Consider the following 26,027-nt stretch of genomic DNA (forward strand, 5'->3'; position numbering starts at 1 on the left):
ACGCCAGTGACAGCCGAAACAATCGTCCAAAGTCTGGCGAGCGGCCTGTTGATGGGGCTGCTCTACGGGCTGATTGCCGTGGGGCTCGCGCTGATCTTCGGCCTGATGGACGTCGTCAACTTCGCCCATGGCGAATTCCTGATGATCGCGATGTATGCGACGTTCTTCCTGTTCGCGTTCTTCGCGATCGATCCCTTGCTGGCGGCGCCGCTGGTCGCGGCGGCGCTGTTCGTATTCGGGGCGGTGATCTACCTGTTCATCGTGCGGTTTGCGGTCCGCGCCAAGGCCAATGCCGGCATGGTGCAGATATTCTCCACCTTCGGGCTCGCCATCGTCATGCGCGGGCTGGCGCAGTTCTTCTTCACGCCGGACTATCGCAGCGTCCCCCATTCATGGCTCGGCGGCAAGACCATCTCGATCGGCGGCATCTTCCTGCCCGAGCCGCAACTGGTCGGCGCGGCGCTGTCGATCGCGGCGTTCGGCGCGCTTTATTTCTTCATCAACCGCACCGACTTCGGCCGCGCGCTCGAAGCGACGCGAGAGGACGCCGGCGCGGTGGCGCTGGTCGGCATCGACAAGAACCGGGTGTTCGCGCTGGGCTGGGGTCTTGGGGCCGCCCTGGTCGGTCTCGCCGGCGCCATCATGGCGATCTTCTTCTACATTTACCCTGATGTCGGCGCGTCCTTTGCGCTGATCGCCTATGTCACGGTGGCGCTGGGTGGCTTCGGCAGCGTGTTCGGCGCCTTTGCCGGCGGCATCATTGTCGGCCTCGTCGAAGCCACCACTGCCATGATCCTGCCGCCGTCGCTGAAGTCGGTCGGTATCTACGCGGTCTATCTGCTGGTGGTCTTCGTCCGGCCGCGCGGCCTGTTCGGGTCGATGTGATGGACAGCGAATTCGCAAAACGCCGTCGCCGTGAACTGATCGTCGCCCTCTGTCTTGCCGCGATCGCAGCCACCGTGCCGTTGTTCGTCAAGGACGTCTACGTCCAGAACATCATGGTGCTGACGCTGATGTGGGGCGCGCTGTCGCAGAGCTGGAACATCCTGTCCGGCTATTGCGGACAGATATCGCTCGGTCACGCGCTCTATTTCGGCCTCGGCGCCTACACCACCACGCTGCTGTTCACCAAATTCGGCGTGCTGCCGTGGTTCGGCATGCTCGGCGGCGGATTGATTTCGGCCGTCATTGCCATGGCGCTCGGTTATCCCTGCTTCCGCCTCCGCGGGCATTACTTCGTCATCGCCACCATCGTGATCGCCGAGATCGGGCTGCTGCTGTTCCACAACTGGGACTGGGCGGGAGCCGCGCTCGGTATCGATATTCCCGTCCGCGGCGATAGCTGGATGAAATTCCAGTTCACCCGCAGCAAGCTGCCATACTTCTATTTCGCGCTGGGGCTGGCCTGCGTGGCCTGGTTCGTCACCTGGTGGCTGGAAGATTCCAAGTGGGGCTATTGGTGGCGCGCGGTGAAGGACAATCCGGAGGCTGCCGAAAGCCTCGGCGTGGTCGTGTTCAATTCCAAGATGGGCGCGGCGGCGGTGTCGGCCTTTCTGGTCGCGATCGGCGGCAGTTTCTACGCGCAGTTCGTCTCCTATATCGACCCTGAAAGCGTGATGGGCTTCCAGTTCTCGCTGCTGATGGCGCTGCCTGCGGTGCTTGGCGGCATCGGGACGCTGTGGGGACCGCTGCTGGGCGCCGTGATTCTGATTCCGCTGACGGAGCTGACGCGCTCCTTCATCGGCGGCTCCGGCCGCGGTGTCGACCTGATCGTCTATGGCGGGCTGATCGTCGCGATCTCGCTGGCGCGGCCGCAGGGGCTGATCGGGCTGTTCTCGCCCAAGCGCAAGGAGGCGGCGCGATGACGACGCCTCTTTTGGAAACCCGCGGCGTCTGGCAGCGGTTCGGCGGCCTCGTCGCCAACAGCGACGTCTCGATCTCGGTCGGCCGTGGCGAAATCGTCGGCCTGATCGGCCCCAACGGCGCCGGCAAATCGACGCTGTTCAACCTGATCGCGGGCGTGCTGCCGCCGACCCAGGGCTCGATCGTGTTCGACGGCGAGGATGTCACCGCTCTGCCGGCCGCCGTGCGCTGCCAGCGCGGCGTCGGGCGTACTTTTCAAGTCGTGAAAAGCTTCGAGACCATGACCGTCATCGACAACGTCATCGTCGGCGCGCTGATCCGCAACACGGTGATGCGCGATGCCCGGCGCAAGGCGCATGAGGTGCTGGAATTCTGCGGCCTTGGTCCGCGCGTCAACGTGCTGGCGAGCGACCTGGTGCCTTCCGAAAAGCGCCGGCTCGAGGTCGCGCGTGCGCTCGCGACCGAGCCGAAACTGCTGCTGCTCGACGAGGTGCTCACGGGTCTAACGCCGGTCGAAGCCAAGACCGGCGTCGAACTGGTGCGGCGGGTGCGGGAAACCGGCGTCACCGTGCTGATGGTGGAGCATGTGATGGAAATCGTGATGCCGCTGGTCGATCGCGCCGTCGTGCTCGATCTCGGCAAGGTGCTGGTCGAAGGCAAGCCCACCGACGTGGTTCGCGATCCGAAAGTCATCAGCGCCTATCTGGGGGACCGTCATGCTGTCGGTGCATGAAGTCACCACCGCCTATCAAGGCCTGGTCGCGATCTCGGCGATATCGATCGAGGTCGCCAAGGGCGAGATCGTCTGCGTCGCCGGCGCCAACGGGGCCGGCAAGTCGACGCTGCTGAAATCGATCGCCGGCGCCGAGCGCCCGCGCTCCGGCACCGTCAGTTTTGACGGCGCGCGTATCGACGGCATGGCGCAACACGTCATCACCTCACGCGGCATCGCCTATGTGCCGGAAAACCGCCGGCTGTTTCCTCGATTGTCGGTGCGTGACAATCTGCGGCTCGGCAGCTACCTCTACCGCGGCGAAGCCGATCGCGAGGCGCCGCTGGATCTGGTGTTCAATCTGTTTCCGCGCCTGTCGGAACGGCTGGAGCAGCGCGCCGAAACGCTTTCCGGCGGCGAGCAGCAGATGCTGGCGATCGGCCGCGCGCTGATGACCCGGCCGCGGCTGCTGATGCTCGACGAGCCGTCGCAGGGCATCATGCCGAAACTGGTCGACGAAATCTTCCAGGCGGTGAAACGCATCCGCGACGCCGGCATGACGGTGCTGATCGTCGAGCAGCGGATGTCCGAGTGTCTCGAAATCGCCGACCGCGCCTATATCCTGCAAACCGGCCGCGTGCTGATGCAGGGCAGCGCGGCGGAGATCAGTGCCAATCCCGACGTGCGCAAGGCGTATCTGGGGATGTGACGGTCGCGGAGAGGGCACAGCCCCTTCCGCGTCATTGCGAGGAGCGGAGGGGACGAAGCAATCCATTCTTGCTTCGTGGCGCTATGGATTGCTTCGCTTCGCTCGCAATGACGGGGAGGGACTAGTCGTGCCCATGCTCCGGCAACACCAGCCCAAACACATCAGTCAAATCCTTCACTTGCTCCGGCGACAAATACCGCGGGTTCAGCCCGCGCAGCAGCAGATACAGTTTTGCGGTCTCTTCCAGTTCCTCGATCGCGAACACCGCGGCTTCCAGCGTGTCGCCTGACACCACCGGGCCGTGATTGGCCAAAAGTACGGACGAGTATTTGCCGGCCAGCCCCTTGATGGCATCGGCCACCGCGGCGTCGCCGGGGCGATAATAGGGCACCAAAGCGGTCTGGCCGCATTTCATCAGGTAATAGGGCGTCATCGGCGGCAGTGCGGCGCGCGGATCGATCTCCGGCAGCATCGACAGCGCCACAGAGTGGGTGGAGTGCAGATGCACCACGGCGCGCGCGGCGCCGCGGGTCTGGTAGAGCGCGCTGTGCAGCGGCACTTCCTTGGTCGGGGCATCGCCGGTCAGGAGCTTGCCGTCGGCGCCGAGCCGGGACAGCCGCGCCGGATCGAGGAAACCCAGCGAGGCGTTGGTCGGCGTGACCATATAGCCGCCGTCGTCGAGTCTGACGCTGATATTGCCGGAGGAACCCGGCGTCAGCCCGCGCTCGAACAGCGAGCGGCCGAGACGGCAGATTTCCTCGCGCAGCCTGCTATCGCTCATTCCGGTTTCCCTGTTTTTCGGGTTGTCTCACGCTTTGGCAGCGCGGCCAAGCCGTGATACCCAGAGGCAACCAACCAGAAACTATTGAGGGATCGCCGCATGCCTGAAACTGCCAAACCGCGCGTCGCCGTAATCGGGCTGGGCTCGATGGGGTTCGGCATGGCGACCTCGCTGCGCCGCAGGGGGCTCGATGTCACCGGTTGCGACGTCTCGGCCGATTCCGTGGCGCGGTTCGTGGCCGACGGCGGCAAGGGCGCCAAAACACCGGCGGAAGCGGCAAAGGACGCCGACATCGTCGTCAGCGTGGTGGTCAATGCCGCCCAGACCGAGACCATTCTGTTCGGCGCCAACGGCGTTGCCGAAACCCTCGCCAGGGGCGCGGTATTTATCTCCTCCGCCACCATGGATCCTGACGTGGCGCGGCGGCTGGCGAAGCAACTGGAGGCGAGCGGCCGGCATTATCTGGACGCGCCGATCTCGGGCGGCGCCCAGCGCGCGGCGCAGGGCGAACTCACCATTCTGGCCTCGGGCAGTCCGGCTGCGTTCGCGAAAGCGCGGCCCGCGCTCGATGCGATGGCGGCAAAACTCTACGAGCTCGGCGATGCCGCGGGCCAGGGCGCCGCGTTCAAGATGATCAACCAGCTTCTGGCCGGCGTCCACATCGCCGCCGCTTCGGAAGCGATCACGTTCGCCGCCAGGCAGGGGCTCGACATCAGGAAGGTATATGAAGTGATCACGGCCTCCGCCGGCAATTCCTGGATGTTCGAGAACCGCATGCCGCACGTGCTCGACGGCGACTACACACCGCGCAGCGCGGTGGAGATTTTCGTCAAGGACCTCGGTATCATCCAGGACATGGCGCGCTCGGCGAAATTCCCGGTGCCGGTCGCCGCCGCGGCGCTGCAGATGTTCCTGATGACGGCCGGCGCCGGCATGGGCCGCGACGACGACGCCTCGGTGGCGCGGATGTATGCCCGTGTTACCGGCACCGATCTGCCGGGCGAGCCGAAGTAATCAAAACACACAAGAGGACATTCGATGCCCCGTTTTGCCGCCAACCTCTCCATGATGTTCAACGAGGTTCCGTTCCTCGACCGTTTCGACGCGGCGGCGAAGGCCGGCTTCACCGCGGTCGAATTCCTGTTTCCCTACGATCATCCGGCCGAAGCCGTCGGCGAACGCCTGCACAGGAACGGCCTGACGCAGGCGCTGTTCAACCTGCCGCCGGGTAACTGGGAGGCGGGCGAGAAAGGCTTTGCCGCGCTGCCGGCGCGCTTCGACGACCTGAAGAAGAGCCTCGAGACGGCGTTGCCTTACGCCAAGGCGACCGGCGTCAAGCGCGTGCATCTGATGGCGGGCATCGCTAATCGCAGCGATCCCAAAGCCGTCGAGGCGTTTTACAAATCGGTGGCGGTGGCAGCGGAGTTCTTCGCGCCCCACGGCCTCGACGTCGTGATCGAGCCGATCAACCCGCGTAACGTGCCCGGTTATTTTCTCAACGACTTTCTTTTCGCCCGCGACTTGATCGTTGAGTTGAAGATTCCAAACCTAAAACTGCAGTTCGACATCTATCACTGCCAGATCATCCATGGCGACGTCACCATGCGGCTGCGCGAGATGATGCCGATTATCGGTCACGTCCAGATCGCCAGCATTCCCTCGCGCAACGAGCCCGACGGCGAGGAGCTGAATTACCCCTTCCTGTTCGCCGAGCTCGACCGGCTCGGTTATGGCGGTTTCGTCGGCTGCGAATACAATCCGCGCGGAAAAACCATCGACGGCCTCGGCTGGTTCAAATCCTATGCGGGAGTAAAGCCGTGAAACTGGCAGCGAAGTTGTCTCTTGGCTGCATCGCCGACGACTACACCGGCGCCTCCGACCTCGCCAACACCCTGAGCCGTCAGGGGCTGCGCACGGTGCAGACCATCGGCGTGCCCGCGGACGATCTGGCGTTGCCCGAGGTCGATGCCGTCGTGGTGTCGCTCAAGAGCCGCTCGATCGAGGCAAATCTGGCGGTGACACGGTCGCGTGCCGCCGAAAAGTGGCTGCGCGGGCGCGGCGCTGGTCATGTGCTGTTCAAGATCTGCTCGACCTTCGATTCCACCGACGCCGGCAATATCGGTCCTGTGATGGATGCGCTGCGCGCCGATTCCGGCGACACGATCGTGCTGGTGACGCCGGCGTTCCCGGAAACCGGCCGCACCGTCTATATGGGCAACCTGTTCGTCGGCCCCGTGCCGCTGAACGAAAGCCCGCTGAAGGACCATCCGCTGAACCCGATGCACGACTCCAACCTCGTGCGGGTGCTGGCGCGCCAGAGCAAGACCAGGATCGGGCTGGTCGACCTGGCAACCCTGACGCGCGGTGCGGACGCCGTTCGCGGGCGCCTCGGCGATCTCGTGGCGAAGGGCTTTGGCGCCGCTGTTATCGACGCCGTGTTCGACCGCGATCTGGAAACCATCGGCGGAGTCGCGCTGGATCATCGTTTGTCGGTCGGCGCCTCCGGCATCGGACTCGGCCTTGCCCGGGCGCTGGTCGCCTCCGGCAAGGTCACATCGAACGCGACCGCAGCGGCATCAGAATCCGCGGTCGGCGGACCGGCGGCATGCCTCGCCGGCAGTTGTTCGCAGGCGACGCTGCAGCAGATTGCCAGTGCCGAAAAGACCATGGCCGTGCTGCATCTCGATCCCGAGCGGGTCATCGCGGGGCCCGACGAAGTGCGGCGCGCGCTGGCCTGGGCGAGCGAGCGAATCAGCGGCGGGCCTGTTCTGATCGCGAGCAGTTCGGCACCGGATCAGGTTCAAGCTCTGCAATCACGTCATGGCCGCGATGCAGCCGGACATGCCATCGAGCAGGCGATGGCCGATATCGCCGAAGGTCTGGTGCGATCCGGCGTGCGGCGACTGGTGGTCGCCGGCGGTGAAACGTCAGGCGCCGTCGTCGATCGCTTGCGCATTCCCGGATTCCTCGTTGGCGCAGAAATCGCTGCAGGCGTGCCGGTTTTGCGCGCGGTCGGCGCAAAAGACGGTGCGATGCTGCTTGCACTTAAATCGGGCAATTTCGGCGGCACGGAATTTTTCTCCGATGCGTTGAAGCTGATGCGCTGATCGCTTTACCGCATTCATTTGCTGGTGAGGTCTGTCGCGTACCGTAATTTTACGGAAGTACTTGTTAACTCAACTTGAGGAGGCGTCGGGTTTGATGCCGGCGGAGCTTCCTTGCGACTCATCAGCTTCACCGCCCCCCCGTCACAATCGGCCCGCCCGCCCAAGATCAAGAGATCCCCGCCATGTTCGCGAAGTACTCGATCCGGACCAAAATCGTCACCGTCGTCGGCTTCCTGCTGGTCGCAATAACCGGCATGGGCCTGCTCGCGGTCAAGAACATGCGGGCAATCAACGCCAACACCGTCGATATCGTCACCAACTGGATGCCGAGCGTCAAAGTGCTGGGCGAATTGCGCGCCGGCGTCATCACCTACCGCAACGTGATCCGCGAGCACATGCTCGCCGAGACGCTCGAGGAAAAGCAGGCTGCGGAAAAGACCCTCGCAACCGTCGTCGAGGCCAACACCAAGATCCGCGCGAACTACGAGACGATGATCACGTCTGCGGAAGAGCGCGCGCTGTATAACCAGTGGGTGCAGAAGTGGACCGAATACAAGCAGGGCACCGAGGACGTGATGGCGCTGTCGCGCAAGGAGGCCGGAAAGATCCCCCACGACGCCCATGAGCTCAACAGCAAGAAGGTGAACAAGATCGGGCTCGAAGCCGACGAGATCCTGAAGAAGGACATCGATCTCAACAACACCGGCGCCGACAAGGCAGCGCAGGATGCCGCCGACAATTACGCATCCGCCTTCATGATGCTCGCGGTCATTCTCGGTGCCGCCGTCATCATCGGTATCGGCGTGAGCTTCTACCTGGTTCGCGACGTCTCCACCGGCATTGCCTCGATCGTCACCCCGATGCAGGCACTGGGCAAGGGCGACCTGAGCGCGGAAGTGCCGCATCAGGGCGAGAAGACCGAAATCGGCGCCATGGCAGACGTGCTGCAGGTGTTCAAGGAAGCGCTGATTGCCAAGAAGGCCGCCGACGAGGCCGCCGCCGCGGATGCCGAAGCCAAGATCGAGCGCGGCCGCCGCGTCGACAGCATCACCCGTAACTTCGAATCCATGATCGGTGAGATCGTCCAGACCGTTTCGTCGGCTTCGACCCAGCTCGAAGCCTCGGCCGGCACGCTGTCGGCGACCGCCGAGCGCTCGCAGACGCTGACCACCGCGGTGGCCGCGGCTTCCGAGGAAGCCTCCACCAACGTGCAGTCGGTGGCGTCGGCGACCGAAGAACTGTCGTCCTCGGTCAACGAGATCAGCCGTCAGGTGCAGGAATCGGCGCGGATGGCCAGCGAGGCCGTTGGACAGGCCAAGGCCACCAACGATCGCGTCGGCGAATTGTCGAAGGCGGCGAGCCGCATCGGCGACGTCGTCGAACTGATCAACACCATTGCCGGCCAGACCAACCTGCTGGCGCTCAATGCTACCATCGAGGCGGCCCGTGCTGGCGAAGCCGGCCGCGGTTTCGCGGTCGTGGCATCCGAAGTAAAGGCGCTGGCCGAGCAGACGGCGAAAGCCACCGGCGAGATCGGCCAGCAGATTTCCGGCATCCAGGCGGCGACCCAGGAGTCGGTCGGCGCGATCAGGGAAATCAGCGGCACCATCGAGCGGCTGTCGGAGATTTCCTCGACCATCGCGGCCGCGGTGGAAGAGCAAGGTGCTGCCACCCAGGAGATTTCCCGCAACGTGCAGCAGGCCGCCCAAGGCACCCAGCAGGTCTCCGCCAACATCACCGACGTGCAGCGCGGCGCCTCGGAGACCGGCTCGGCCTCCTCGCAGGTGCTTTCGGCGGCGCAGTCGCTGTCGGGCGACTCTAACCGCCTCAAGCTCGAAGTCGGCAAGTTCCTCGATTCGGTCCGGGCAGCCTGACAACCCGGACGGCCAAGGATCAAGGCCCGGCTCCCCATGGGAGCCGGGCTTTTTCGCGCGCGACGCGAGTTTTCGACGCGGAATCGGAATGCGTGCTCCGTAGTTCAACTGAACCAAAATTAACCAGACCTAGTTCGATGCCCGATATCTTCTCAATTCGCGCGCTGGACGCCGGCATCCGCTTGCCGTCGCAAATCGCCGTTTTCCGGGGAAATGTGGGGCACCGACATGATCAAGCTCAATCGGATCGGATACAAACTGGGTCTGGCCGGCGCCGTCGGTATCGTGCTCGCGGTCGGCATGGCGGCCAACCAGATGATGACGGAAACAACCGTCAACAGCGCCAGCGATCGCGCCGGACGGTCGCAGCGGGTGGCCGATGCCGCGCTCTTGGCTCATCTTGACCTGCGCAAGATGCAGCTCTCGGCCCGCGAGGTCCGGCTCGCAAGGACGCCTGCCGAGGTCGAAAAGGCCGTTGCCGACCTGCAGCAGTTCAAGGCTTCCGAGGTCAAGGAGCTCGATGCGGCGGTGGCGAGCGCCCAGAAGCTGGAAACCAGGGAACGGTTGCAGCGGATCAAGTCGCTGATGGACAATTTTACGACCGGCGTGGAAGATCTGGGCAAGGCCCAGTCCACGCTGCTCGCGCAGATCGACAAGCGTTCGGCGATTTCGAACGAATGGACGAAGGCGATCGATACGGAATTGGCCGCGCCCGCGCTGGCCAAGCTCGACAATCGCGCCGAGATCGAAAAGCTGCTGCACCAGGCCGACGCCAAGGTGAACGCGCTGCGGGCGATGGTCTGGCGGCTCGGCGCCACCGGCGATGCCAGCATGATCGCGTCGATGGCCAAGACCCAGACCGCGCTCAAGACCATTTTCAATCTGTTGCGCGGCGAGGCCGACGATCGCGACTTGCTGACTGTGATCAGCTCGCTGGATTCAATCGTCAAGCGCTTCCTGGCCGCCAATGACGACGTGGTCAAGACCGAGCAGTTGAAGACCGACATCATCACCAATCGCACCACCAAGGTGGTTGCGGACGCCGCCGAGCTGATGGAATCGACCACGGACACCGCGCAGAAGAATTCGAAGGCCTCCAAGGAGGAGGTTGTGACCGAGACCGCGCAGGCCAACCGGATCAACCTGGTCATGACTGTCATCGTCATCGGCTCGCTAATCGCCTCGATGGTGTTTTCTTTCCTCGGCATTGCCCGTCCGATGACGCGGCTTAACGGCGCGCTGGGCGAGATGGCCGGCGGCAACCTCGATGTCGTCATTCCCGGCGCCAACCGCGGCGACGAGATCGGCGACCTCGCCAAGACGGTCGTCGTGATCCGGGAAAATGCCGAGCAGAAAGCCCGCGACGAGGCCGAAGCCAAGATCAGGCAGGACCGGATCGCGGCCGAGCAGCGCAAGACCGACATGATCAGGCTCGCCGATGATTTCGAAGGTGCGGTCGGCGAGATTGTCGAGACCGTGTCGTCGGCCTCGACCGAACTCGAAGCCTCCGCCGGCACGCTGACGTCGACCGCCGAACGGGCCCAGCAACTGACGACCATGGTGGCGGCGGCGTCCGAGGAAGCTTCCACCAACGTGCAGTCGGTGGCGTCGGCGACCGAGGAGATGGCGTCGTCCGTCAACGAGATCAGCCGCCAGGTGCAGGAATCGGCGCGGATGGCGAGCGAGGCCGTTGGACAGGCACGCGCCACCAACGACCGCGTCAGCGAACTGTCGAAGGCGGCGAGCCGCATCGGCGACGTCGTCGAGCTCATCAACACCATCGCCGAACAGACCAACCTGCTGGCGCTCAACGCCACCATCGAGGCGGCGCGCGCCGGCGAAGCCGGCCGCGGTTTCGCGGTGGTGGCGTCGGAAGTGAAGGCGCTCGCCGAGCAGACCTCGAAGGCGACCGGTGAAATCGGCCAGCAGATCACCGGCATCCAGGCCGCGACCCAGGACTCGGTGGCGGCGATCAAGGAAATCAGCGGCACCATCGAACGGCTGTCGGAGATTTCCTCGACCATTGCGGCTGCCGTGGAAGAGCAGGGCGCGGCGACGCAGGAGATTTCCCGCAACGTGCAGCAGGCCGCCCAGGGCACCCAGCAGGTCTCCTCCAACATCACCGACGTGCAGCGCGGCGCCACCGAGACCGGCTCGGCCTCCACCCAGGTGCTTTCGGCAGCGCAATCGCTGTCGGGCGACTCTAACCGCCTCAAGCTCGAAGTCGGCAAGTTCCTCAGTTCTGTACGGGCGGCCTGACGGCCGATCTCCCCCGTCGTTCCGGGTTCGGATCTTCGTTGCGCCCCGGAATGACTGCTTCGAACAAAAAGCCCGGCCCGCAAAGGAGCCGGGCTCTTTGCTGAGATGGAGTGCCGTCTTGCGACCCGCGGTCGGTCTGCCCCCCTGGAACAAGCTATGCCAGGGAAGTGAAGGGCGCCCGCGCCGCCGGCTCTTGGCCTTTTGGCCCCATTTCGGCTAAATCAGGCCGAACGAATTAGCCCCGCAGCGCCGATTCCTGTCCTGCGGCGGGCTCGGGAATACTTCTTCTATGATCGCACTGGTACGTATTGCGCTGAGCCGGCCCTATACCTTTGTCGTGCTGGCACTGCTTCTCCTGATCATCGGCCCGCTGGCCGCGCTGCGCACGCCCACCGACATCTTTCCCGACATCCGGATCCCCGTGATCGGGGTGGTCTGGCAGTATACCGGCCTGCCGCCCGACCAGATGTCGGGACGCATCACCACGCCGTTCCAGCGCGCGCTGACCACCACGGTCAACGACATCGAGCACATCGTCGCCAATTCCTATAACGGCTTCGGCATCATCAAGATCTTCTTTCAGCCGAATGTCGACATTCGCACCGCCAACGCCCAGGTGACGGCGATCTCGCAGACGCTGATCAAGCAGATGCCGCCAGGCGCCACGCCGCCGCTGATCCTCAATTACAGCGCGTCCACCGTGCCGATCATCCAGGTCGCGCTGTCGGGCGAGGGGCTCACCGAGCAGAATCTCGCCGACATCGGCATCAACCAGTTGCGCACGCCGCTCGTCACGGTGCCCGGCGCCGCCATTCCCTATCCGTTCGGCGGCAAGCAACGCCAGGTCCAGATCGACCTCGATTCGACCGCGCTGCAGGCCCGCGGATTGTCCGGGCAGGATGTCGCCAACGCGCTGGCCGCGCAGAACCTGATCACCCCGGTCGGCACCCAGAAGATCGGCCAGTTCGAATACAACATCCAGCTCAACAACTCGCCGCTGAAGATGGAAGACCTCGGCGGATTGCCGATCAAGGCCGTCAACGGCGCCATGGTCTATGTCCGCGACGTCGCCTCCGTGCGTGACGGCAACCCGCCGCAGACCAATATCGTGCATGTCGACGGCAACCGCTCGGTGCTGATGATGGTGCTGAAGGCGGGCGCGACCTCGACGCTCGATATCATTTCCGGCATCAAGCAGAAGGTGATCGACGTCAAGGATTCGCTGCCGGATGCCCTGAAGATCGGCTTTATCGGCGACCAGTCGGTGTTCGTTCGCGGCGCGATCGAGGGGGTCGCCACCGAAGGCGTTATCGCAGCGCTGCTGACCAGCGTGATGATCCTGCTGTTTCTCGGAAGCTGGCGTTCGACCGTCATCATTGCGGTCTCGATCCCGCTGTCGGTGCTCGGCGCGATCATCATGCTGTCGGCGATCGGCGAGACGCTCAACATCATGACGCTCGGCGGGCTGGCGCTCGCGGTCGGCATTCTCGTCGACGACGCCACCGTGACCATCGAGAACATCAACTACCATCTGGAGCAGGGCAAGCCGGTCGAGCAGTCGATCATGGACGGCGCCAACCAGATCGTGACGCCGGCTTTCGTGTCGCTATTGTGCATCTGTATCGTGTTCGTGCCGATGTTCTTCCTGACCGGCGTGGCGCGCTTCCTGTTCGTGCCGATGGCGGAAGCCGTGATGTTCGCGATGATCTGGTCGTTCATCCTGTCGCGAACGCTGGTGCCGACGATGGCGAAGTATCTGTTGCAGCCACACGTCCATCAAGAGGGTGGTCCGCCGCCGACACGCAATCCGCTGGTGCGTTTCCAGCGCGCCTTTGAAGCCCGGTTCGAGCGAATCCGCGCCGGCTATCGCGACCTGCTATCGATGGCGCTGGGACGGCGGCCGCTGTTCGTGACCGGCTTCCTTGCCGTAGTCGCGCTGTCGTTCCTGCTGGTGCCGTTTCTCGGCCGCAATTTCTTTCCCGCGGTCGATGCCGGCAACATCCTGATGCATGTCCGCACCCAGGTCGGCACCCGCGTCGAGGAAACCGCCAACCAGCTCGCCGACGTGCAGAAGGCGATCCGCAGGATCATTCCGCCCGGTGAGATCGAAACCCTCGCCGACAATATCGGCATGCCGATTTCCGGCATCAACATGACCTACAACAACACCGGCGTGATCGGCCCGCAGGATGCGGACGTCCAGGTCAAGCTCAGGGAAGGTCACAAGCCGACGGCGGAACATGTCCAGCTACTACGCGAGCAGTTGCCCCGGCTGTTTCCGGGATTGAGCTTTTCGTTCCTGCCGGCCGACATCGTCAGCCAGATCCTGAATTTTGGCGCGCCGGCGCCGATCGACCTGCAGATCCGCGGCGCCAACGTCGAGGCGAATTTCGCCTACGCCAACAAACTGCTGAGCCGCATCCGCCGCATTCCCGGCATCGCCGATGCGCGGCTCCAGCAGTCGCCCAACAACCCGACCTTCAACATCGACGTCGACCGGACGCGCGCGCAATATGTCGGGTTGACCGAGCGCGACGTCACCAACAGCCTCGTCGTCAACCTCGCCGGCAGTTCGCAGGTCGCGCCGACCTACTACCTCAACCCGGACAACGGCGTGTCCTATTCGATCGTGATGCAGACGCCGCAATACCAGATCGACTCGCTGAGCGCGCTGCAGGCGTTGCCGATCACTGCCGCCGGTAACCCGCAATCGCCGATCCTCGGCGGCATCGCCGACGTCAAGCGCGCAACCTCGAGCGCCGTCGTCTCGCAATACGACATCCAGTCGATGGTGCAGATCTACGCCACCCCGCAGGGGCGCGATCTCGGCGCGGTTGCCGCCGACGTCAGGGCGCTGATCGCGGATACCGTCAAGGATGTGCCGAAGGGCTCGTCGGTGGTGCTGCTCGGCCAGGTGCAGACCATGAACAGCGCGTTCTCCGGCCTGTTGTTCGGACTGCTCGGCGCTGTCGTGCTGATCTATTTCCTGATCGTGGTGAACTTCCAGTCCTGGTCCGATCCGTTCGTGATCATCACCGCGTTGCCGGCAGCGCTTGCCGGAATCGTCTGGATGCTGTTTACGACCCAGACCACGCTGTCGGTGCCGGCGCTGACCGGCGCCATCATGTGCATGGGCGTTGCGACCGCCAACAGCGTGCTTGTGATCAGCTTTGCCCGCGAGCGTTACGAGGAGCTCGGCGATCCCGTTGCGGCGGCGCTGGAAGCCGGTTTCGTCCGCTTCCGCCCGGTGCTGATGACCGCGCTGGCGATGATCATCGGCATGGCGCCGATGGCGCTGGGCTTGGGCGAGGGCGGCGAGCAGAACGCCCCGCTCGGACGCGCCGTGATCGGCGGATTGATCTTCGCGACGATCGCGACCCTGATGTTTGTTCCCGTGGTATTTAGTATGGTACACAAGAAGCAAGGCGCCAAAGCCGCCGCCTCACCGGAGATTCCGCATGTCGCCCACTGAACAGCGCCCCCCGGTCTCGCGCCGGAAACTGGGCATATTCGGCGTGGTGGTGGTGGTCGGGGCGGGGTTGATCGTCGCTACCGGTATTCGGGCGCGCGAGGATTCCAGTTCGAAGTTGAAGGAATGGACCGACAACCAGGCGGTTCCGACGGTCGCCGTCGCGCTGCCGAGCGGCCGGGCGCTTACTCCCACCATCGATCTGCCGGGCCGGCTGGAGGCCTATTCGCGTGCGCCGATCCTGGCCCGCGTCAGTGGCTACCTGAAAAGCTGGAACGCCGACATCGGCGCCAAGGTCAAGGCCGGCCAGGTGATCGCGGAGATCGAGGCGCCGGATCTGGACCAGCAATTGCTGCAGGCCCGCGCCGATCTCGTCAGCCAGCAATCGAGCGCAAGGCTGTCGGAAGCGACGTTGAACCGGCGCAAGACGCTGGTGGCCTCGAATTTCGTTTCGGCGCAGGAAATCGACGAGCGCAGCGCCGACCTCGCCAACAAGCTGGCCGCGGTCAATTCCGGCCAGGCCAATGTCGAACGGCTGGAAGCGCTCGCCGGCTACAAGAAGATCACCGCCCCCTTCGACGGCGTGGTGACCTCGCGCGATACCGACGTCGGCGCGCTGATCAATGCCGGTGGCGGCGCGGGACCGGCGATGTTCGTGGTCTCCGATATCACCAAGCTGCGCGTCTACGTCAACGTGCCGCAGAACTACGTGCCTGCGATCAAGATCGGCGCCAAGGCCGCGCTCGCCATGCCGGAATATCCGAACCGCACCTTTGCGGCGACCGTCGAGGCTTCCTCGCAATCGGTCGATATTTCCTCCGGCACCACGCGGATGCAGCTCGCGCTGGACAATTCGGCGGGCGAACTGATGCCCGGCGGTTACGCCAATGTCCGCCTTAACCTGCAGCGCGACGCGGTGCCGCTGCACATTCCCTCCAGCGCGCTCATTTTCAACCAGAACGGCCTGCGGGTCGCGACCGTCGGCCCCGACGACAAGGTGCTGTTCAAGGCGGTGACGATCGCCCGCGACCTCGGCAAGGAGATCGAACTGGCCTCAGGCGTTGCCGCCGACGACCGCATCATCACCGCGCCGCCGGACGGCCTCGCCGATGGCGATTCGGTCCGCGTGGTCGGCCCCGGCGCCAAGGGTAAGCCCACCGCGTCGGAAAAGCAGGACGTGAAGGGGTAGGGCTCGCTGCTTCTTTTTCGTCATGCCCGGGCTTGACCCGGGCATCCACGACTTACTTTCTTCCGCGCACAAACGACGTGGATGGCCGGGTCAAGCCCGGCCATGACGGCAAAATGATTCTACCCCACCCGCCATTCCAACACGCCGTCTTCCGCCGTCACGACATTGCCGAGCGTGCCGACTGGCGTGCGGTCCATGTTCAAGAGATGCGACAGCGTCGCGGCGTCATTGGCGGGGACCCGAGCCAGTGCGCGGGCATCTTGCTCCGTGCGCATCATCACCACGCCGTGCTCGACTTCGCCCTTGCCCTTGTAGATCACGGTGAAACTCTCGGCCTTACCCTTGCCCGAGGCTTCGGTGACGAACTCCGGCACGGCGCCCTTAGCCCGGTCGGCCTCCGTCTGCACGCTGGTGTCCTGCGATAGCGCTCCTTTCGGCGCCTCGCGCGACAGCACCACGCCGTGATGCTTGGTGACGAAACCGCCCTGGCCGTAGAGCAGGCCGAGCTTGCCGCCATCGCGCAGTTTCCGCACCATCGCGCAGGCCGCATGCGTCATGTAGGTGTTGAGCGGGGCACCGAAGAACGTCAGCCCGCCGGTCACGGTCGGCTGCACGTCGGGGCCGAGGCCGAGCGTCCGCCGCGCCATCTTCGGCACGCAGGGAAAGCAGCTATACAATTCGATCGCATCGAACTTCTTGCCGTCGCCTTCGACAAGATCCATCACGGCTTTCAGCACCGCGTTCTGCGGATGGCTTTCATAAAACTGGTCGCGCACCAGATAGTCGCGCGGCTCTTCCGCCGATGCGCCGCCCCAGACATAAACCAAACGATCCTCGGGCACGCCGGCCGCGCGGGCCTTTGCCAGCGAGGTCAGCAGCACCGCGCCGCCCATGTTGACGGTCGGGTTGGCTACCATCAGCTTGGTATAGGGCCAGGCGATCAGGCGATTGTCCGGCGTCGCCGTCGTGATCTCGTCCGGCGCGAGCGCCTTCTTCATCCAGGAGTTCGGATTCTTCGACGCCACCTTCGAGTAGGTCGACCACAGCTGGCCGGATTCCGCCAGTGCCTCGCGCGGGGTCTGGCCCCAATGCGCTGACGTGGCGGACTCATAAAGCGGATAGACGGTGATGGGGCGGAAGACGCCGAGCTTCACCGCCATCGGCTTCTGGAACACCGCGCCGCGCTTTGGCTCCTCGACGTCGTTGGCGAACGGCGTCCACGGCAGTGTGATACCGCCGCGCTCGGCCTTGGTCGCGGTCGATTGCGCTTCCGCGCCGCAGACCGCGGCCACGCTGCATTCGCCGCGCGCGATGCGCTGCGCCGCCTGGTGGATGTAGCGGATCGGGCTCTCGCCGCCGACCGGGCCGTAATAATTATGCGCCGGCGTGGCGCCGAGCCGCGCCGCAAGCAGCTTCTCGGGATCGCGGTAGCGCCAGCTCAGGAAGTTGACGACGTCGAGCGAGCCGAGCTCGCCGATCAGCTTGGCGCCACTGTCGGCTTCCGCGCGCCGCACCGCCTGTTCGAGCAGCGTCAGCGGCTCGAGGCCGGCGGCAATATCCGTCGGCCGGTCGACGATTTCGCCGACACCGACGATGACGGGAATGCGGTCTTCGGGAAGGGAGGTTTTTGACATTTTTTTGGTTCTCTTTCGGGACGTAAGTTCGGTGCTCTCTCATCCGTCATTGCGAGCGAAGCGAAGCAATCCATGGCGCGGCATAGCAAGTCCGGATTGCTTCGTCGCTGCGCTCCCTTGCACAAACGCTTCGCGTTTGTTGCAGGCAATGACGAGGCGAGGTTGTCACTCCTCCATCAACGCGTTCGTGTGCTCGACCGCCTCGACAAAGTCTTCCTTGAATTCTTGCACCACGGCACCGGCGGATTCGGGAACTCAATTCCCAGCATGTCGCAGATCGGCGATTTCATGGCGGTATCACTCCCCGTGGCGGCCTTTGGCTGCCGCTCATTTCCGGTTTTGACGTGCGGTGTTGGCCCGACGCTAGCCCATCAGGGGCGGGAAAGCCAAGCGGGTTTCCCTGCAGGTATTTCTACGCATTCCATGCCGCAAAATATGCAAGACGGCAGCGCCGATTTGCCACTTGCGCTTTGCCATCCCCCGGAGAATGCTGGCCGCGAAACCAACAAGAAATCTTGGGGAGTGTCCATGTCCGCCCAGCCATCCGCCGCCGCCAAAGCCGCCATGTCCTACGATGTCGTCGTCGTCGGAGCGGGCTTTGCCGGCATGTACATGCTGCACCGGCTGCGCAAGCAGGGAATGACGGCGCGGGTCTACGAGCAGGGAGATGGCGTCGGCGGCACCTGGTACTGGAATCGGTATCCCGGCGCCCGCTGCGACGTCGAGAGCATGCAATACTCCTATTCGTTTTCGGAAGAGCTGCAGCAGGAATGGGACTGGAGCGAGCACTACGCGCCGCAGCCCGAGATCCTGAAATACGCCAACCATGTCGCCGATCGTTTCAATCTGCGGCCGGACATCCAGTTCAACACAAGGGTCGAACGGGCCGTGTTCGACGAGGCGATCGGGCTGTGGTCGGTCGCGACGTCAGACGGCAACACCGTGACGGCAAAGTTCGTCGTCCTCGCCACCGGTTGTCTGTCGAACGCCAAGATGCCCGACATCAAGGGTCTCGATCGGTTCAAGGGCAAGGTCTATCACACCGGGCACTGGCCGCATGAAGAGGTCGATTTCACCGGCCTGCGCGTCGGTGTGATCGGAACGGGGTCGTCGGCGATCCAGTCGGTGCCGATCATTGCCGAGCAGGCGAGCCAGCTCACGGTGTTTCAGCGCACCGCCAATTTCTCGATTCCTGCCCGCAACGCGGCGCTCACCGAAGAGGAGCGGCAATCGTTTCGGTCGCGCTATCCCGAAATCCGGCAGTTTGCGCGCGAAGTCGCGCGTAACGGCATCTATACCGAGATGCCCGACCGCGGCGCGCTCGACGACGGCGACAATGAGCGCCGCTCGAAATACGAGGCGCGCTGGAGTCGCGGCGGGCTCACCTTCATGACGGTCTACAACAACCTCGCGCTGGAGCAGGCGGCCAACGACACCGCCGCCAATTTCGTCCGCGAGAAGATCGCCGAGATCGTCAAGGATCCGGAGACCGCGAAGCTGTTGCAGCCGAACAACCATCCGATCGGATCCAAGCGCATTTGCATCGACACCGACTATTTCAAGACCTTCAACCGTTCGAACGTGTCGTTGGTCGACATCAAGTCGAACCCGATCGATGAAATCACCGCAAACGCAGTGCGTACCGGCGGCAAGGACTACGAAGTCGATGCCCTGGTACTCGCCACCGGTTTCGACGCCATGACAGGTTCGGTGGCAAAGATCGACATTCACGGTCGCGGCGGCCAGACACTGAACGACAAATGGGCCGCGGGCCCGCGCACCTATCTGGGTCTGATGAGTTCAGGCTTTCCCAATCTCTTTGTCATCACCGGGCCCGGCAGCCCGTCGGTGCTGTCGAACATGATCGTCTCGATCGAGCAGCATGTCGACTGGATCGCCGATTGCGTTTCCTACATGCGCGATAACAGCCTCGACACCATGGAAGCGGCTGTGGACGCCGAAGACAAATGGGTCGCCCACGTCAACGAGGTCGCCTACGCCACGCTCTATCCGCAAGCCAATTCGTGGTACATGGGCGCCAACGTCCCCGGCAAGCCGCGGATCTTTATGCCCTATATCGGCGGCGTCGGGCCGTACCGGCAGATCTGCAACGACGTCGCGGCGAAGGGCTATGAGGGGTTTGTGATGGCAGGGGCAGAGCAGCCGCGCAAGATGGCAGCATCGTAAGCTCGGTCCCGTAGGGTGGGCAAAGCGAAAGCGTGCCCACCATTCCGCGTGAGCTGTTGAAGGATGGTGGGCACGGCGCAAGTGCGCCTTTGCCCACCCTACGAATTCACGACCAGCCCTAAACCTCCAGCCACTCCTTGCGCACGCCCGCGTTGGCGGCGAGCTCCGCCGGGGTGCCCTCGAATACGATGCGGCCGTGGCCCATGACGTAGAGGCGGCGGGAAATCCGCAGCGCGATGGTGAGTTTCTGCTCCACCAAAAGGATCGCGGTGCCGCGTTTGGCGATCTCATCAAGCAATGTGCCGACCTGTTCGACCAGTTTGGGCGCGAGGCCCTCGGTCGGCTCGTCGATGATGACGAGGTCCGGGTCGCCCATCAGGGTGCGGCACATGGTCAACATCTGTTGCTCGCCGCCCGACAGCACGCCGGCCGGATTGTCCTGCCGCGCGGCCAGATTGGGAAACAGCGCGAACACGTCGGCAAATTTCCAGCGCCCTTCGACGCCGGCGCGCTTCAGCCCGAGCTCGAGGTTCTGTTTGACGGTGAGGCCGGGAAACACCTGGCGGTCTTCCGGCACATAGCCGATCCCGAGATGGGCGATCTGGTCGGGCCTGAGCCCCGCGATCGAGCGGCCCTTGAAGGCAACATTTCCGACCGGCGCCAGCAGTCCCATGATGGTCTTGCACGCGGTCGAGCGGCCGACCCCGTTGCGGCCTAGCAGGCTGACGATCTCGCCCTGATCGACCGAGAGATCGACGCCCTGCAGGATGTGGCTCTTGCCGTAATAGGCGTGGAGATCGCGGACCTCGAGCATCATGCCGCCACCGTCCCGAGATAGGCTTCCTGCACGGCGGCGTTGCCGCGGATGGCGGCCGGCGCGTCGGACGCGATCACTTCGCCGTAGACCAGCACCGTAATGCGGTCGGCGAGGCCGAACACCACGCTCATGTCGTGCTCGACCATGATCAGCGTCTTGCCCTCCGACACCGAGCGGATCAGCGCCACCGCACTGTCGGTCTCGCTGTGGCTCATGCCGGCGGTCGGCTCGTCCAGCAGGATGATCTCGGCGCCGCCGGCGATGGTGATGCCGATTTCCAGCGCGCGCTGTTCGGCGTAGGACAACAGTCCGGCCTGAAGGTTGCGCCGGTCGGACAGTTTCAGCCGTTCCAGCAATTGGTCGGCGGCTTCGTTCAGCGCTTTCTGGCGACTCAGCAGGTTCCAGAACGAGTAGCGATAGCCTTTCGACCACAACAAGCCGCAGCGGATGTTCTCGAACACGGTCATGCGCGGGAAGATCGAGGTGATCTGGAAGCTGCGCGAAAGACCCAGACGGTTGATCTCCTGCGGCGCCAGGTTGGCGGTCGACTTGCCGTCGACCGTGATCGAGCCGGAACTGATCGGAAACCGCCCCGAGATCAGGTTGAACAGCGTGGTCTTGCCGGCGCCATTGGGGCCGATGATGGCGTGACGTTCGCCGCGCGGTATCGAGAGGTTGACGCCGCGGATGATCTCGGTGCGGCCGAAGCGCTTGCAGACGTCGCGCAGTTCGATGGCGGGGGGGAGGGCATCCGTGCTCACGACATCGCCCCCTTCAGCTTGATGCTTTCGGTCACGGCGTCCCAGCGCTCGCGGAAACCGCGGGCTTCGCGACGCAGCCATAGCGTGCCGAGCACCAGGGCGGCCAGCGCGATCACCCAGGGTAGCGGCGCCGTGGTATCGATGACGTTGCCGCCGATCGAGAACGTCTTGCCTTGCGCGGCGCCGATGGTGGTGAAGGAGGCGAGCTCCACCAGCAGCACGAAACCGAGCAGGACGATCAGCGCGGGTGGGAATGCCCGCGCATAGGGTAGCAGCAGCTCGCGCATCCGCCCGGCGCGCCAGATCGGCATATGCATGAAGATCAGCCCGATCAGCCCGCCCGGCGCGTACATCACCATGACGATGAAGAGAATGCCGACATAGAGCAGCCAGGCATTGCTGAGCAGGCTGACGCCGCTCTGCAGCAGCACCACCACGATGGTGCCGAGGATCGGCCCGAAGAATCCGCCGGCGCCGCCGATATAGACCGCCAGCAGCGCGTTGGCGGATTTTGCCGCCGACACGGTATCGAAGGTGACGATTTCGTAGATCAGCACATACAGGCCGCCGCCGATGCCGGCGAAAAATCCGGACAGCGCGAATTGATAGAGCCGGACCATGCGCGGATCGTAGCCGACGAACTGCGCGCGCTCGAAATTGTCGCGGGTGGCGTTGGCCATGCTGCCGAGCGGGGTCTGGGTCTGCAACTTCATCAGCACCGCGGCGATGAAGGCCCAGACCAGCACCAGGCAGTAGACCTGCCACGGCGACGAGTAGCGCACGCCGACCAGGCTGGTATCCATCACGCGATCGATGCTGATGCCGCCTTCGCCGCCGAAGAAGCCCATGAACATCAGGGCTGCGGCCGAAACCAGTTCGCCGAGCCCCATCGTGATCATCGCGAACGCCGTGGCGCGCTGCTTGGTCACCAGCCAGCCGAACACGAAGCCGAAGAGCAATCCGCCGAGCCCACCGGCCAGCGGCACCAGTTCGGTCGGCAGCCAGATCGTGCCGGCCTTGACGAGAAGCACGACATGCGCAGCGCAGTAGGCGCCCATCCCGAGCAGCACGGCGTGTCCGAACGACAGCAGGCCGGCCTGGCCCATCAGCATATTGTAGGACAGCGCGAAGATCGCCATCACGCCGATCTCGCTCATCAGGGTCAGCACGAAGCCGGAATGGCGGCCCTTGCCCCAGTCGTAGAACAGGAACGGGATCGCGAGCAGGATGACGAAGGCGAGTAGCCATGGCCAGTGGCGGCGCAGCATGGTCATGTATCGCGAGTCCCCATCAGCCCACGCGGCCGGAACACCAGGATCAGCACCATCATCATGAACGGCAGCAGCGCGCCGATCCGCGGCAGCGTCACGTTGAGAACCTCGGCGAACGGCGTGCTTGACGTCACTGTGACGCCGAATTTTGCCAGCAGATCCGCCAGCGAGACGTCGAACACGACGGCAAAGGTCTGGATCAGCCCCATCAAGATCGAAGCGATGAAGCAGCCGGCCAGCGAACCCAGCCCGCCGAACACCACCACAACGAACACGATCGGCCCCATGGTGAAGGCCATCGCCGGCTCGGTGACCTGGTAGTTTCCGCCGATCACGCCGGCGAGGCCGGCCAGCGCCGTACCGGCGGCAAACACCAGGGTAAAGATGCGCGGCACGTTATGGCCGAGCGCCGAGGCCATGTCGGGATGGGTGAGGGCGGCCTGGATCACGAGGCCGATGCGCGTGCGCGTGAGGCCAAGCCAGATCGCGCCGAACATCAGGCCGGAGATCACCAACATGAAGGCGCGGTAGGCCGGGAACTGCGTGCCGTAGACCTTGAACAGCGGAAAATCCAGCAGCTCCGGCACCCGGTAGGGCACCGGCAGCAGGCCCCAGGTCATCTGCACGCCCTTTTCGATCAGGAGCGCGAGGCCGAAGGTGAACAGCAATTCGGCGATGTGGCCGTTGCGGTGGACGCGCCGCAGCCCGAACATTTCGATCCCAGCACCGATCAGTCCGCAGAGCAGGGGCGCGATGACCAGCGCCGGCCAGAAGCCGATATAGACGCTGATCGTGTAGGCGAAATAGGCGCCCAGCATATAGGCGCTGGCATGCGCGAAGTTGAGCACGCCCATCATACTGAGGATGAGCGTCAGCCCGCTCGCCAGCATAAACAACAGCATGCCGTAAACGAGGCCATTCAGGAGCGAGACGACAAAGACTTCCATCAGACAGGGCCCATCCGCAAAGCGCGACGCCCGCTTCCATCATGGAAGCGGGCGGCTGGTATTTCGGTCAGGCTCCGCTCGGGCGCTTCATCTTGCAGCTGTTGGGTTGATCGACATCCTTGGCGAGGATGGTCGCCGTATTCTCCCAGCCGAGGCCGGTGCCTTCGGCGTCGTATTTGACGCCCTTCTTGAAGGTGCCGACGAAGTACTCGGTGATGATCTGGTGATCGTCCTTGCGCATCTTGGTGTCGAAGCCGAGGAAGTCCTTGAGCGATAGGTCTTCCATCGCGGTCGCGATCTTGGTCGCATCGACCGCGCCCGCCTTGTTCACCGCCGCCTGCAGATATTCGAAGATGGTGCGGAAGCCGGCGGCGGAGAAGTCGAACTTGTGCTTTTCGCGGAAACCTTCGGCAAAGGCTTCGGCTTCCTTGTTGCCGATAGCGGGTGCGACGTTCTCGCCGAACGACATCACTGCGAGCACGCGGTTATCGCCGCCGGCGCCGATCGCGGTCGGTCCGCCGGCGAGATGCGCATAGAAGGTGTAGTAGTGCAGGTCGGCGCCGGAATCGACGCCGGCCTTGATCAGGAGGTTCATGTCCGGACCCCAGTTGCCGGTCAGCAGCGCCTGCGCGCCCGAGGCCTTGATCTTGGTGAGATAGGGCGAGAAGTCCTTGATCTTGCCGAGCGGGATCAACTCGTCGCCCACCACCTGGACGTCGGGCCTGAGCTTGGCGAGATAGTTTTTGACCTCGCGCTGGACGGACTGGCCGAACAGATAGTCCTGGTTGATCAGGTAGACCTTGGTCACGGTCTTCGGCAGCGCGCGGACCATGACTTCGGCCTTCATGCCGACATGCAGGTCGAAGCGGAAATGCCAGAAGCTGCACTGCTCGTTGGTCAGTTCCGTCGCCACCGCGCCGCAGTTCAGGTAGATGATGCGGTTGTCGGGGTTGCGCTCGTTGTGCTTGTTGACCGCATCGATCAGGGCGGCGGCGATGTTGGAGCCGCTGCACTGCATGATGAAGGGCATGTTCTGGTCGGTGGCGCTCTTCAGCGCGATCAGCGCGTCCGAAGGCTGCGATTTGTTGTCGAACGGGACCAGCTCGAACTTCTTGCCGAGCGCGCCGCCCTTCGAATTGATGTAGTCGATGATGTATTGCATCTGCTTCAGGTTGGCGTCGCCGACTTGCGCGAACGGGCCTGAAAGCGGATCGGTATAGGCAACCTTGATGGTGGCTTGGGCGCTGGCATAACCGCAATTTGCGATCGCGAGCACGATTCCAGAGAACACGGCTAACCACTTGCCTCGCAGCATGGTGCATTTCTCCCCTGATGTTGCCCGCTTTATTGTTTTTGTTGCGGTGCTTGGACGAAACCGTAACATGGAGACTGCGCCGGCCGCCACAACGATTTGTCCGGCGACGGCGACCCCCTCTTGTGCGCCCCGCACACGCAGCATAATTCCGCCATGCGGCAGGATCGTCTATTCCCAGACACGGCCGAAAGAAGCCTGGAGCCAGAACAATGAGCGACGCCCCCGTCACCGACCCCACCGCCTATGTCCCGCCCAAAGTCTGGACCTGGAACAAGGGGAGTGGCGGCCGGTTCGCCAGCATCAACCGCCCGATCGCGGGTCCGACGCATGACAAGGAGCTGCCGGTCGGCAAGCATCCGTTCCAGCTCTATTCGCTGGCGACGCCGAACGGCGTCAAGGTAACCGTGATGTTCGAGGAACTGCTGGCGGCCGGATACAGCGGCGCGGAATACGATGCCTGGCTGATCCGGATCGACGGCAACCAGTTCGGCAGCGGGTTTGTGTCGGTCAATCCGAACTCCAAGATCCCGGCGCTGATGGACCGCAGCGGGCCCACCCCGATCAGGCTGTTCGAGTCCGGCGCGATCCTGGTGCATTTGGCCGAAAAGTTCGGCGCCTTCCTGCCGACCAGCGGCCAGGCGCGCGCCGAATGCCTGTCGTGGCTGTTCTGGCAGATGGGCAGCGCGCCATTTCTCGGCGGCGGCTTTGGACACTTCTACGCCTACGCGCCGACCAAGATCGAATACGCGATCGACCGCTACGCCATGGAGGTGAAGCGCCAGCTCGACGTGCTCGACCGCCATCTGGCCGGCAACGAATATCTGGCGGGCAGCGACTACACGATCGCCGACATGGCGACCTGGCCGTGGTACGGCAGCCTCGCCAAGGGACTGCTGTATGGCGCCGGCGAATTTCTCTCCGTCGACAGCTACAAGAACGTGCAGCGCTGGACCGACGCGATTGCCAAGCGCCCGGCAGTGCAACGCGGCCGCATGGTCAACCGTCCGTTCGGCGATCCCGCCAGCCAGTTGCACGAGCGCCACGACGCGTCCGATTTCGATACTAACACGCAGGACAAGATCGAGGCCGCCGCCAAGGCGTGAGTGGGAGAGGGACTCTTCGCCGATCGCAT

Annotated in this window: 20 protein-coding genes; 13 read left to right on the forward strand and 7 right to left on the reverse strand. The window is 64.0% G+C overall.

The window, feature by feature from the left end:
- Nucleotides 1–51: 51 nt before the first annotated feature.
- From FFI89_RS10690 to FFI89_RS10705, 4 genes are read left to right on the forward strand one after another with little or no spacing between them, the layout of a single operon-like run.
- Complete coding sequence (locus tag FFI89_RS10690) at nt 52–885, forward strand: branched-chain amino acid ABC transporter permease (protein ID WP_246669494.1); 834 nt, start codon at nt 52–54, stop codon at nt 883–885.
- Complete coding sequence (locus FFI89_RS10695; protein WP_138835432.1) at nt 885–1,865, forward strand: branched-chain amino acid ABC transporter permease; 981 nt, start codon at nt 885–887, stop codon at nt 1,863–1,865. Before FFI89_RS10690 ends, FFI89_RS10695 begins: the two co-directional genes overlap by 1 nt.
- Nucleotides 1,862–2,596 (forward strand): ABC transporter ATP-binding protein, encoded by a 735-nt coding sequence (locus FFI89_RS10700; RefSeq protein ID WP_138835434.1) that lies wholly within the window; start codon nt 1,862–1,864, stop codon nt 2,594–2,596. The genes FFI89_RS10695 and FFI89_RS10700 overlap by 4 nt, the downstream gene beginning before the upstream one ends.
- Nucleotides 2,580–3,284, forward strand: coding sequence for an ABC transporter ATP-binding protein (locus FFI89_RS10705; RefSeq protein ID WP_138835437.1), 705 nt, complete (start codon nt 2,580–2,582; stop codon nt 3,282–3,284). Before FFI89_RS10700 ends, FFI89_RS10705 begins: the two co-directional genes overlap by 17 nt.
- A gap of 121 nt (nt 3,285–3,405) precedes the next feature.
- Here the strand turns inward: FFI89_RS10705 and FFI89_RS10710 are convergent, their stop codons facing one another.
- Entirely contained in the window at nt 3,406–4,065 is a 660-nt protein-coding gene (locus FFI89_RS10710) for an aldolase (RefSeq protein WP_138835439.1), read from the reverse strand.
- A 99-nt stretch (nt 4,066–4,164) separates the two neighbouring features.
- Between FFI89_RS10710 and ltnD the strand changes: the two genes are divergently transcribed.
- The 7 genes from ltnD to FFI89_RS10745 all read left to right on the forward strand — a co-directional run bounded on the left by ltnD (nt 4,165) and on the right by FFI89_RS10745 (nt 15,963).
- Nucleotides 4,165–5,079: an L-threonate dehydrogenase gene (gene ltnD / locus FFI89_RS10715; protein WP_138835442.1), complete on the forward strand. Its 915-nt coding sequence runs from the start codon at nt 4,165–4,167 to the stop codon at nt 5,077–5,079.
- A 24-nt stretch (nt 5,080–5,103) separates the two neighbouring features.
- A complete protein-coding gene (gene otnI / locus FFI89_RS10720) occupies nt 5,104–5,886 on the forward strand; it encodes a 2-oxo-tetronate isomerase (protein ID WP_138835444.1) in 783 nt (260 codons plus the stop codon).
- Nucleotides 5,883–7,172 (forward strand): 3-oxo-tetronate kinase, encoded by a 1,290-nt coding sequence (gene otnK, locus FFI89_RS10725; RefSeq protein ID WP_138835447.1) that lies wholly within the window; start codon nt 5,883–5,885, stop codon nt 7,170–7,172. Before otnI ends, otnK begins: the two co-directional genes overlap by 4 nt.
- Nucleotides 7,173–7,354: 182 nt before the next feature.
- Nucleotides 7,355–9,046, forward strand: a complete 1,692-nt coding sequence (locus FFI89_RS10730; RefSeq protein ID WP_138835448.1) for a methyl-accepting chemotaxis protein — start codon at nt 7,355–7,357, stop codon at nt 9,044–9,046.
- Nucleotides 9,047–9,277: 231 nt separating this feature from the next.
- Nucleotides 9,278–11,305: a methyl-accepting chemotaxis protein gene (locus FFI89_RS10735; RefSeq protein WP_138836268.1), complete on the forward strand. Its 2,028-nt coding sequence runs from the start codon at nt 9,278–9,280 to the stop codon at nt 11,303–11,305.
- 289 nt (nt 11,306–11,594) lie between these two features.
- A complete protein-coding gene (locus FFI89_RS10740; protein ID WP_138835449.1) occupies nt 11,595–14,777 on the forward strand; it encodes an efflux RND transporter permease subunit in 3,183 nt (1,060 codons plus the stop codon).
- Nucleotides 14,764–15,963: an efflux RND transporter periplasmic adaptor subunit gene (locus tag FFI89_RS10745; RefSeq protein WP_138835450.1), complete on the forward strand. Its 1,200-nt coding sequence runs from the start codon at nt 14,764–14,766 to the stop codon at nt 15,961–15,963. Before FFI89_RS10740 ends, FFI89_RS10745 begins: the two co-directional genes overlap by 14 nt.
- A gap of 119 nt (nt 15,964–16,082) precedes the next feature.
- Here the strand turns inward: FFI89_RS10745 and FFI89_RS10750 are convergent, their stop codons facing one another.
- Entirely contained in the window at nt 16,083–17,597 is a 1,515-nt protein-coding gene (locus FFI89_RS10750) for an acetyl-CoA acetyltransferase (protein ID WP_138836300.1), read from the reverse strand.
- A gap of 528 nt (nt 17,598–18,125) precedes the next feature.
- Here FFI89_RS10750 and FFI89_RS10755 point away from each other — a divergent pair.
- Nucleotides 18,126–19,784 carry an NAD(P)/FAD-dependent oxidoreductase gene (locus FFI89_RS10755; RefSeq protein ID WP_138836302.1) on the forward strand — a complete coding sequence of 553 codons (1,659 nt, stop codon included), beginning with the start codon at nt 18,126–18,128 and terminating at the stop codon, nt 19,782–19,784.
- 118 nt (nt 19,785–19,902) lie between these two features.
- Here the strand turns inward: FFI89_RS10755 and FFI89_RS10760 are convergent, their stop codons facing one another.
- The 5 genes from FFI89_RS10760 to FFI89_RS10780 form a co-directional block, all read right to left on the reverse strand.
- Entirely contained in the window at nt 19,903–20,598 is a 696-nt protein-coding gene (locus FFI89_RS10760; RefSeq protein WP_138839142.1) for an ABC transporter ATP-binding protein, read from the reverse strand.
- On the reverse strand, nt 20,598–21,362 hold the full coding sequence (locus tag FFI89_RS10765) for an ABC transporter ATP-binding protein (RefSeq protein ID WP_246669414.1): 765 nt from the start codon (nt 21,360–21,362) through the stop codon (nt 20,598–20,600). The genes FFI89_RS10760 and FFI89_RS10765 overlap by 1 nt, the downstream gene beginning before the upstream one ends.
- On the reverse strand, nt 21,359–22,636 hold the full coding sequence (locus FFI89_RS10770) for a branched-chain amino acid ABC transporter permease (protein WP_138836306.1): 1,278 nt from the start codon (nt 22,634–22,636) through the stop codon (nt 21,359–21,361). The genes FFI89_RS10765 and FFI89_RS10770 overlap by 4 nt, the downstream gene beginning before the upstream one ends.
- Nucleotides 22,633–23,583 carry a branched-chain amino acid ABC transporter permease gene (locus FFI89_RS10775; protein ID WP_210249144.1) on the reverse strand — a complete coding sequence of 317 codons (951 nt, stop codon included), beginning with the start codon at nt 23,581–23,583 and terminating at the stop codon, nt 22,633–22,635. The genes FFI89_RS10770 and FFI89_RS10775 overlap by 4 nt, the downstream gene beginning before the upstream one ends.
- 64 nt (nt 23,584–23,647) lie before the next feature.
- Nucleotides 23,648–24,895: a branched-chain amino acid ABC transporter substrate-binding protein gene (locus FFI89_RS10780; protein WP_168212853.1), complete on the reverse strand. Its 1,248-nt coding sequence runs from the start codon at nt 24,893–24,895 to the stop codon at nt 23,648–23,650.
- Between the two features lie 209 nt (nt 24,896–25,104).
- Between FFI89_RS10780 and yghU the strand changes: the two genes are divergently transcribed.
- Nucleotides 25,105–25,998: a glutathione-dependent disulfide-bond oxidoreductase gene (gene yghU, locus FFI89_RS10785; RefSeq protein ID WP_138836312.1), complete on the forward strand. Its 894-nt coding sequence runs from the start codon at nt 25,105–25,107 to the stop codon at nt 25,996–25,998.
- Nucleotides 25,999–26,027 lie beyond the last annotated feature (29 nt).

Source organism: Bradyrhizobium sp. KBS0727, from assembly GCF_005937885.2.
In the GTDB taxonomy this organism is placed as follows: domain Bacteria; phylum Pseudomonadota; class Alphaproteobacteria; order Rhizobiales; family Xanthobacteraceae; genus Bradyrhizobium.

Bases quoted from the DNA above. Each gene is read 5' to 3' on its own strand.
- FFI89_RS10690 (WP_246669494.1), top strand. From the start codon at position 52: ATGGGGCTGCTCTACGGGCTGATTGCCGTGGGGCTCGCGCTGATCTTC.
- FFI89_RS10695 (WP_138835432.1), top strand. From the start codon at position 885: ATGGACAGCGAATTCGCAAAACGCCGTCGCCGTGAACTGATCGTCGCC.
- FFI89_RS10700 (WP_138835434.1), top strand. From the start codon at position 1,862: ATGACGACGCCTCTTTTGGAAACCCGCGGCGTCTGGCAGCGGTTCGGC.
- FFI89_RS10705 (WP_138835437.1), top strand. From the start codon at position 2,580: ATGCTGTCGGTGCATGAAGTCACCACCGCCTATCAAGGCCTGGTCGCG.
- FFI89_RS10710 (WP_138835439.1), bottom strand. From the start codon at position 4,065: ATGAGCGATAGCAGGCTGCGCGAGGAAATCTGCCGTCTCGGCCGCTCG.
- ltnD (WP_138835442.1), top strand. From the start codon at position 4,165: ATGCCTGAAACTGCCAAACCGCGCGTCGCCGTAATCGGGCTGGGCTCG.
- otnI (WP_138835444.1), top strand. From the start codon at position 5,104: ATGCCCCGTTTTGCCGCCAACCTCTCCATGATGTTCAACGAGGTTCCG.
- FFI89_RS10730 (WP_138835448.1), top strand. From the start codon at position 7,355: ATGTTCGCGAAGTACTCGATCCGGACCAAAATCGTCACCGTCGTCGGC.
- FFI89_RS10740 (WP_138835449.1), top strand. From the start codon at position 11,595: ATGATCGCACTGGTACGTATTGCGCTGAGCCGGCCCTATACCTTTGTC.
- FFI89_RS10745 (WP_138835450.1), top strand. From the start codon at position 14,764: ATGTCGCCCACTGAACAGCGCCCCCCGGTCTCGCGCCGGAAACTGGGC.
- FFI89_RS10750 (WP_138836300.1), bottom strand. From the start codon at position 17,597: ATGTCAAAAACCTCCCTTCCCGAAGACCGCATTCCCGTCATCGTCGGT.
- FFI89_RS10755 (WP_138836302.1), top strand. From the start codon at position 18,126: ATGTCCGCCCAGCCATCCGCCGCCGCCAAAGCCGCCATGTCCTACGAT.
- FFI89_RS10760 (WP_138839142.1), bottom strand. From the start codon at position 20,598: ATGCTCGAGGTCCGCGATCTCCACGCCTATTACGGCAAGAGCCACATC.
- FFI89_RS10770 (WP_138836306.1), bottom strand. From the start codon at position 22,636: ATGACCATGCTGCGCCGCCACTGGCCATGGCTACTCGCCTTCGTCATC.
- FFI89_RS10780 (WP_168212853.1), bottom strand. From the start codon at position 24,895: ATGCTGCGAGGCAAGTGGTTAGCCGTGTTCTCTGGAATCGTGCTCGCG.
- yghU (WP_138836312.1), top strand. From the start codon at position 25,105: ATGAGCGACGCCCCCGTCACCGACCCCACCGCCTATGTCCCGCCCAAA.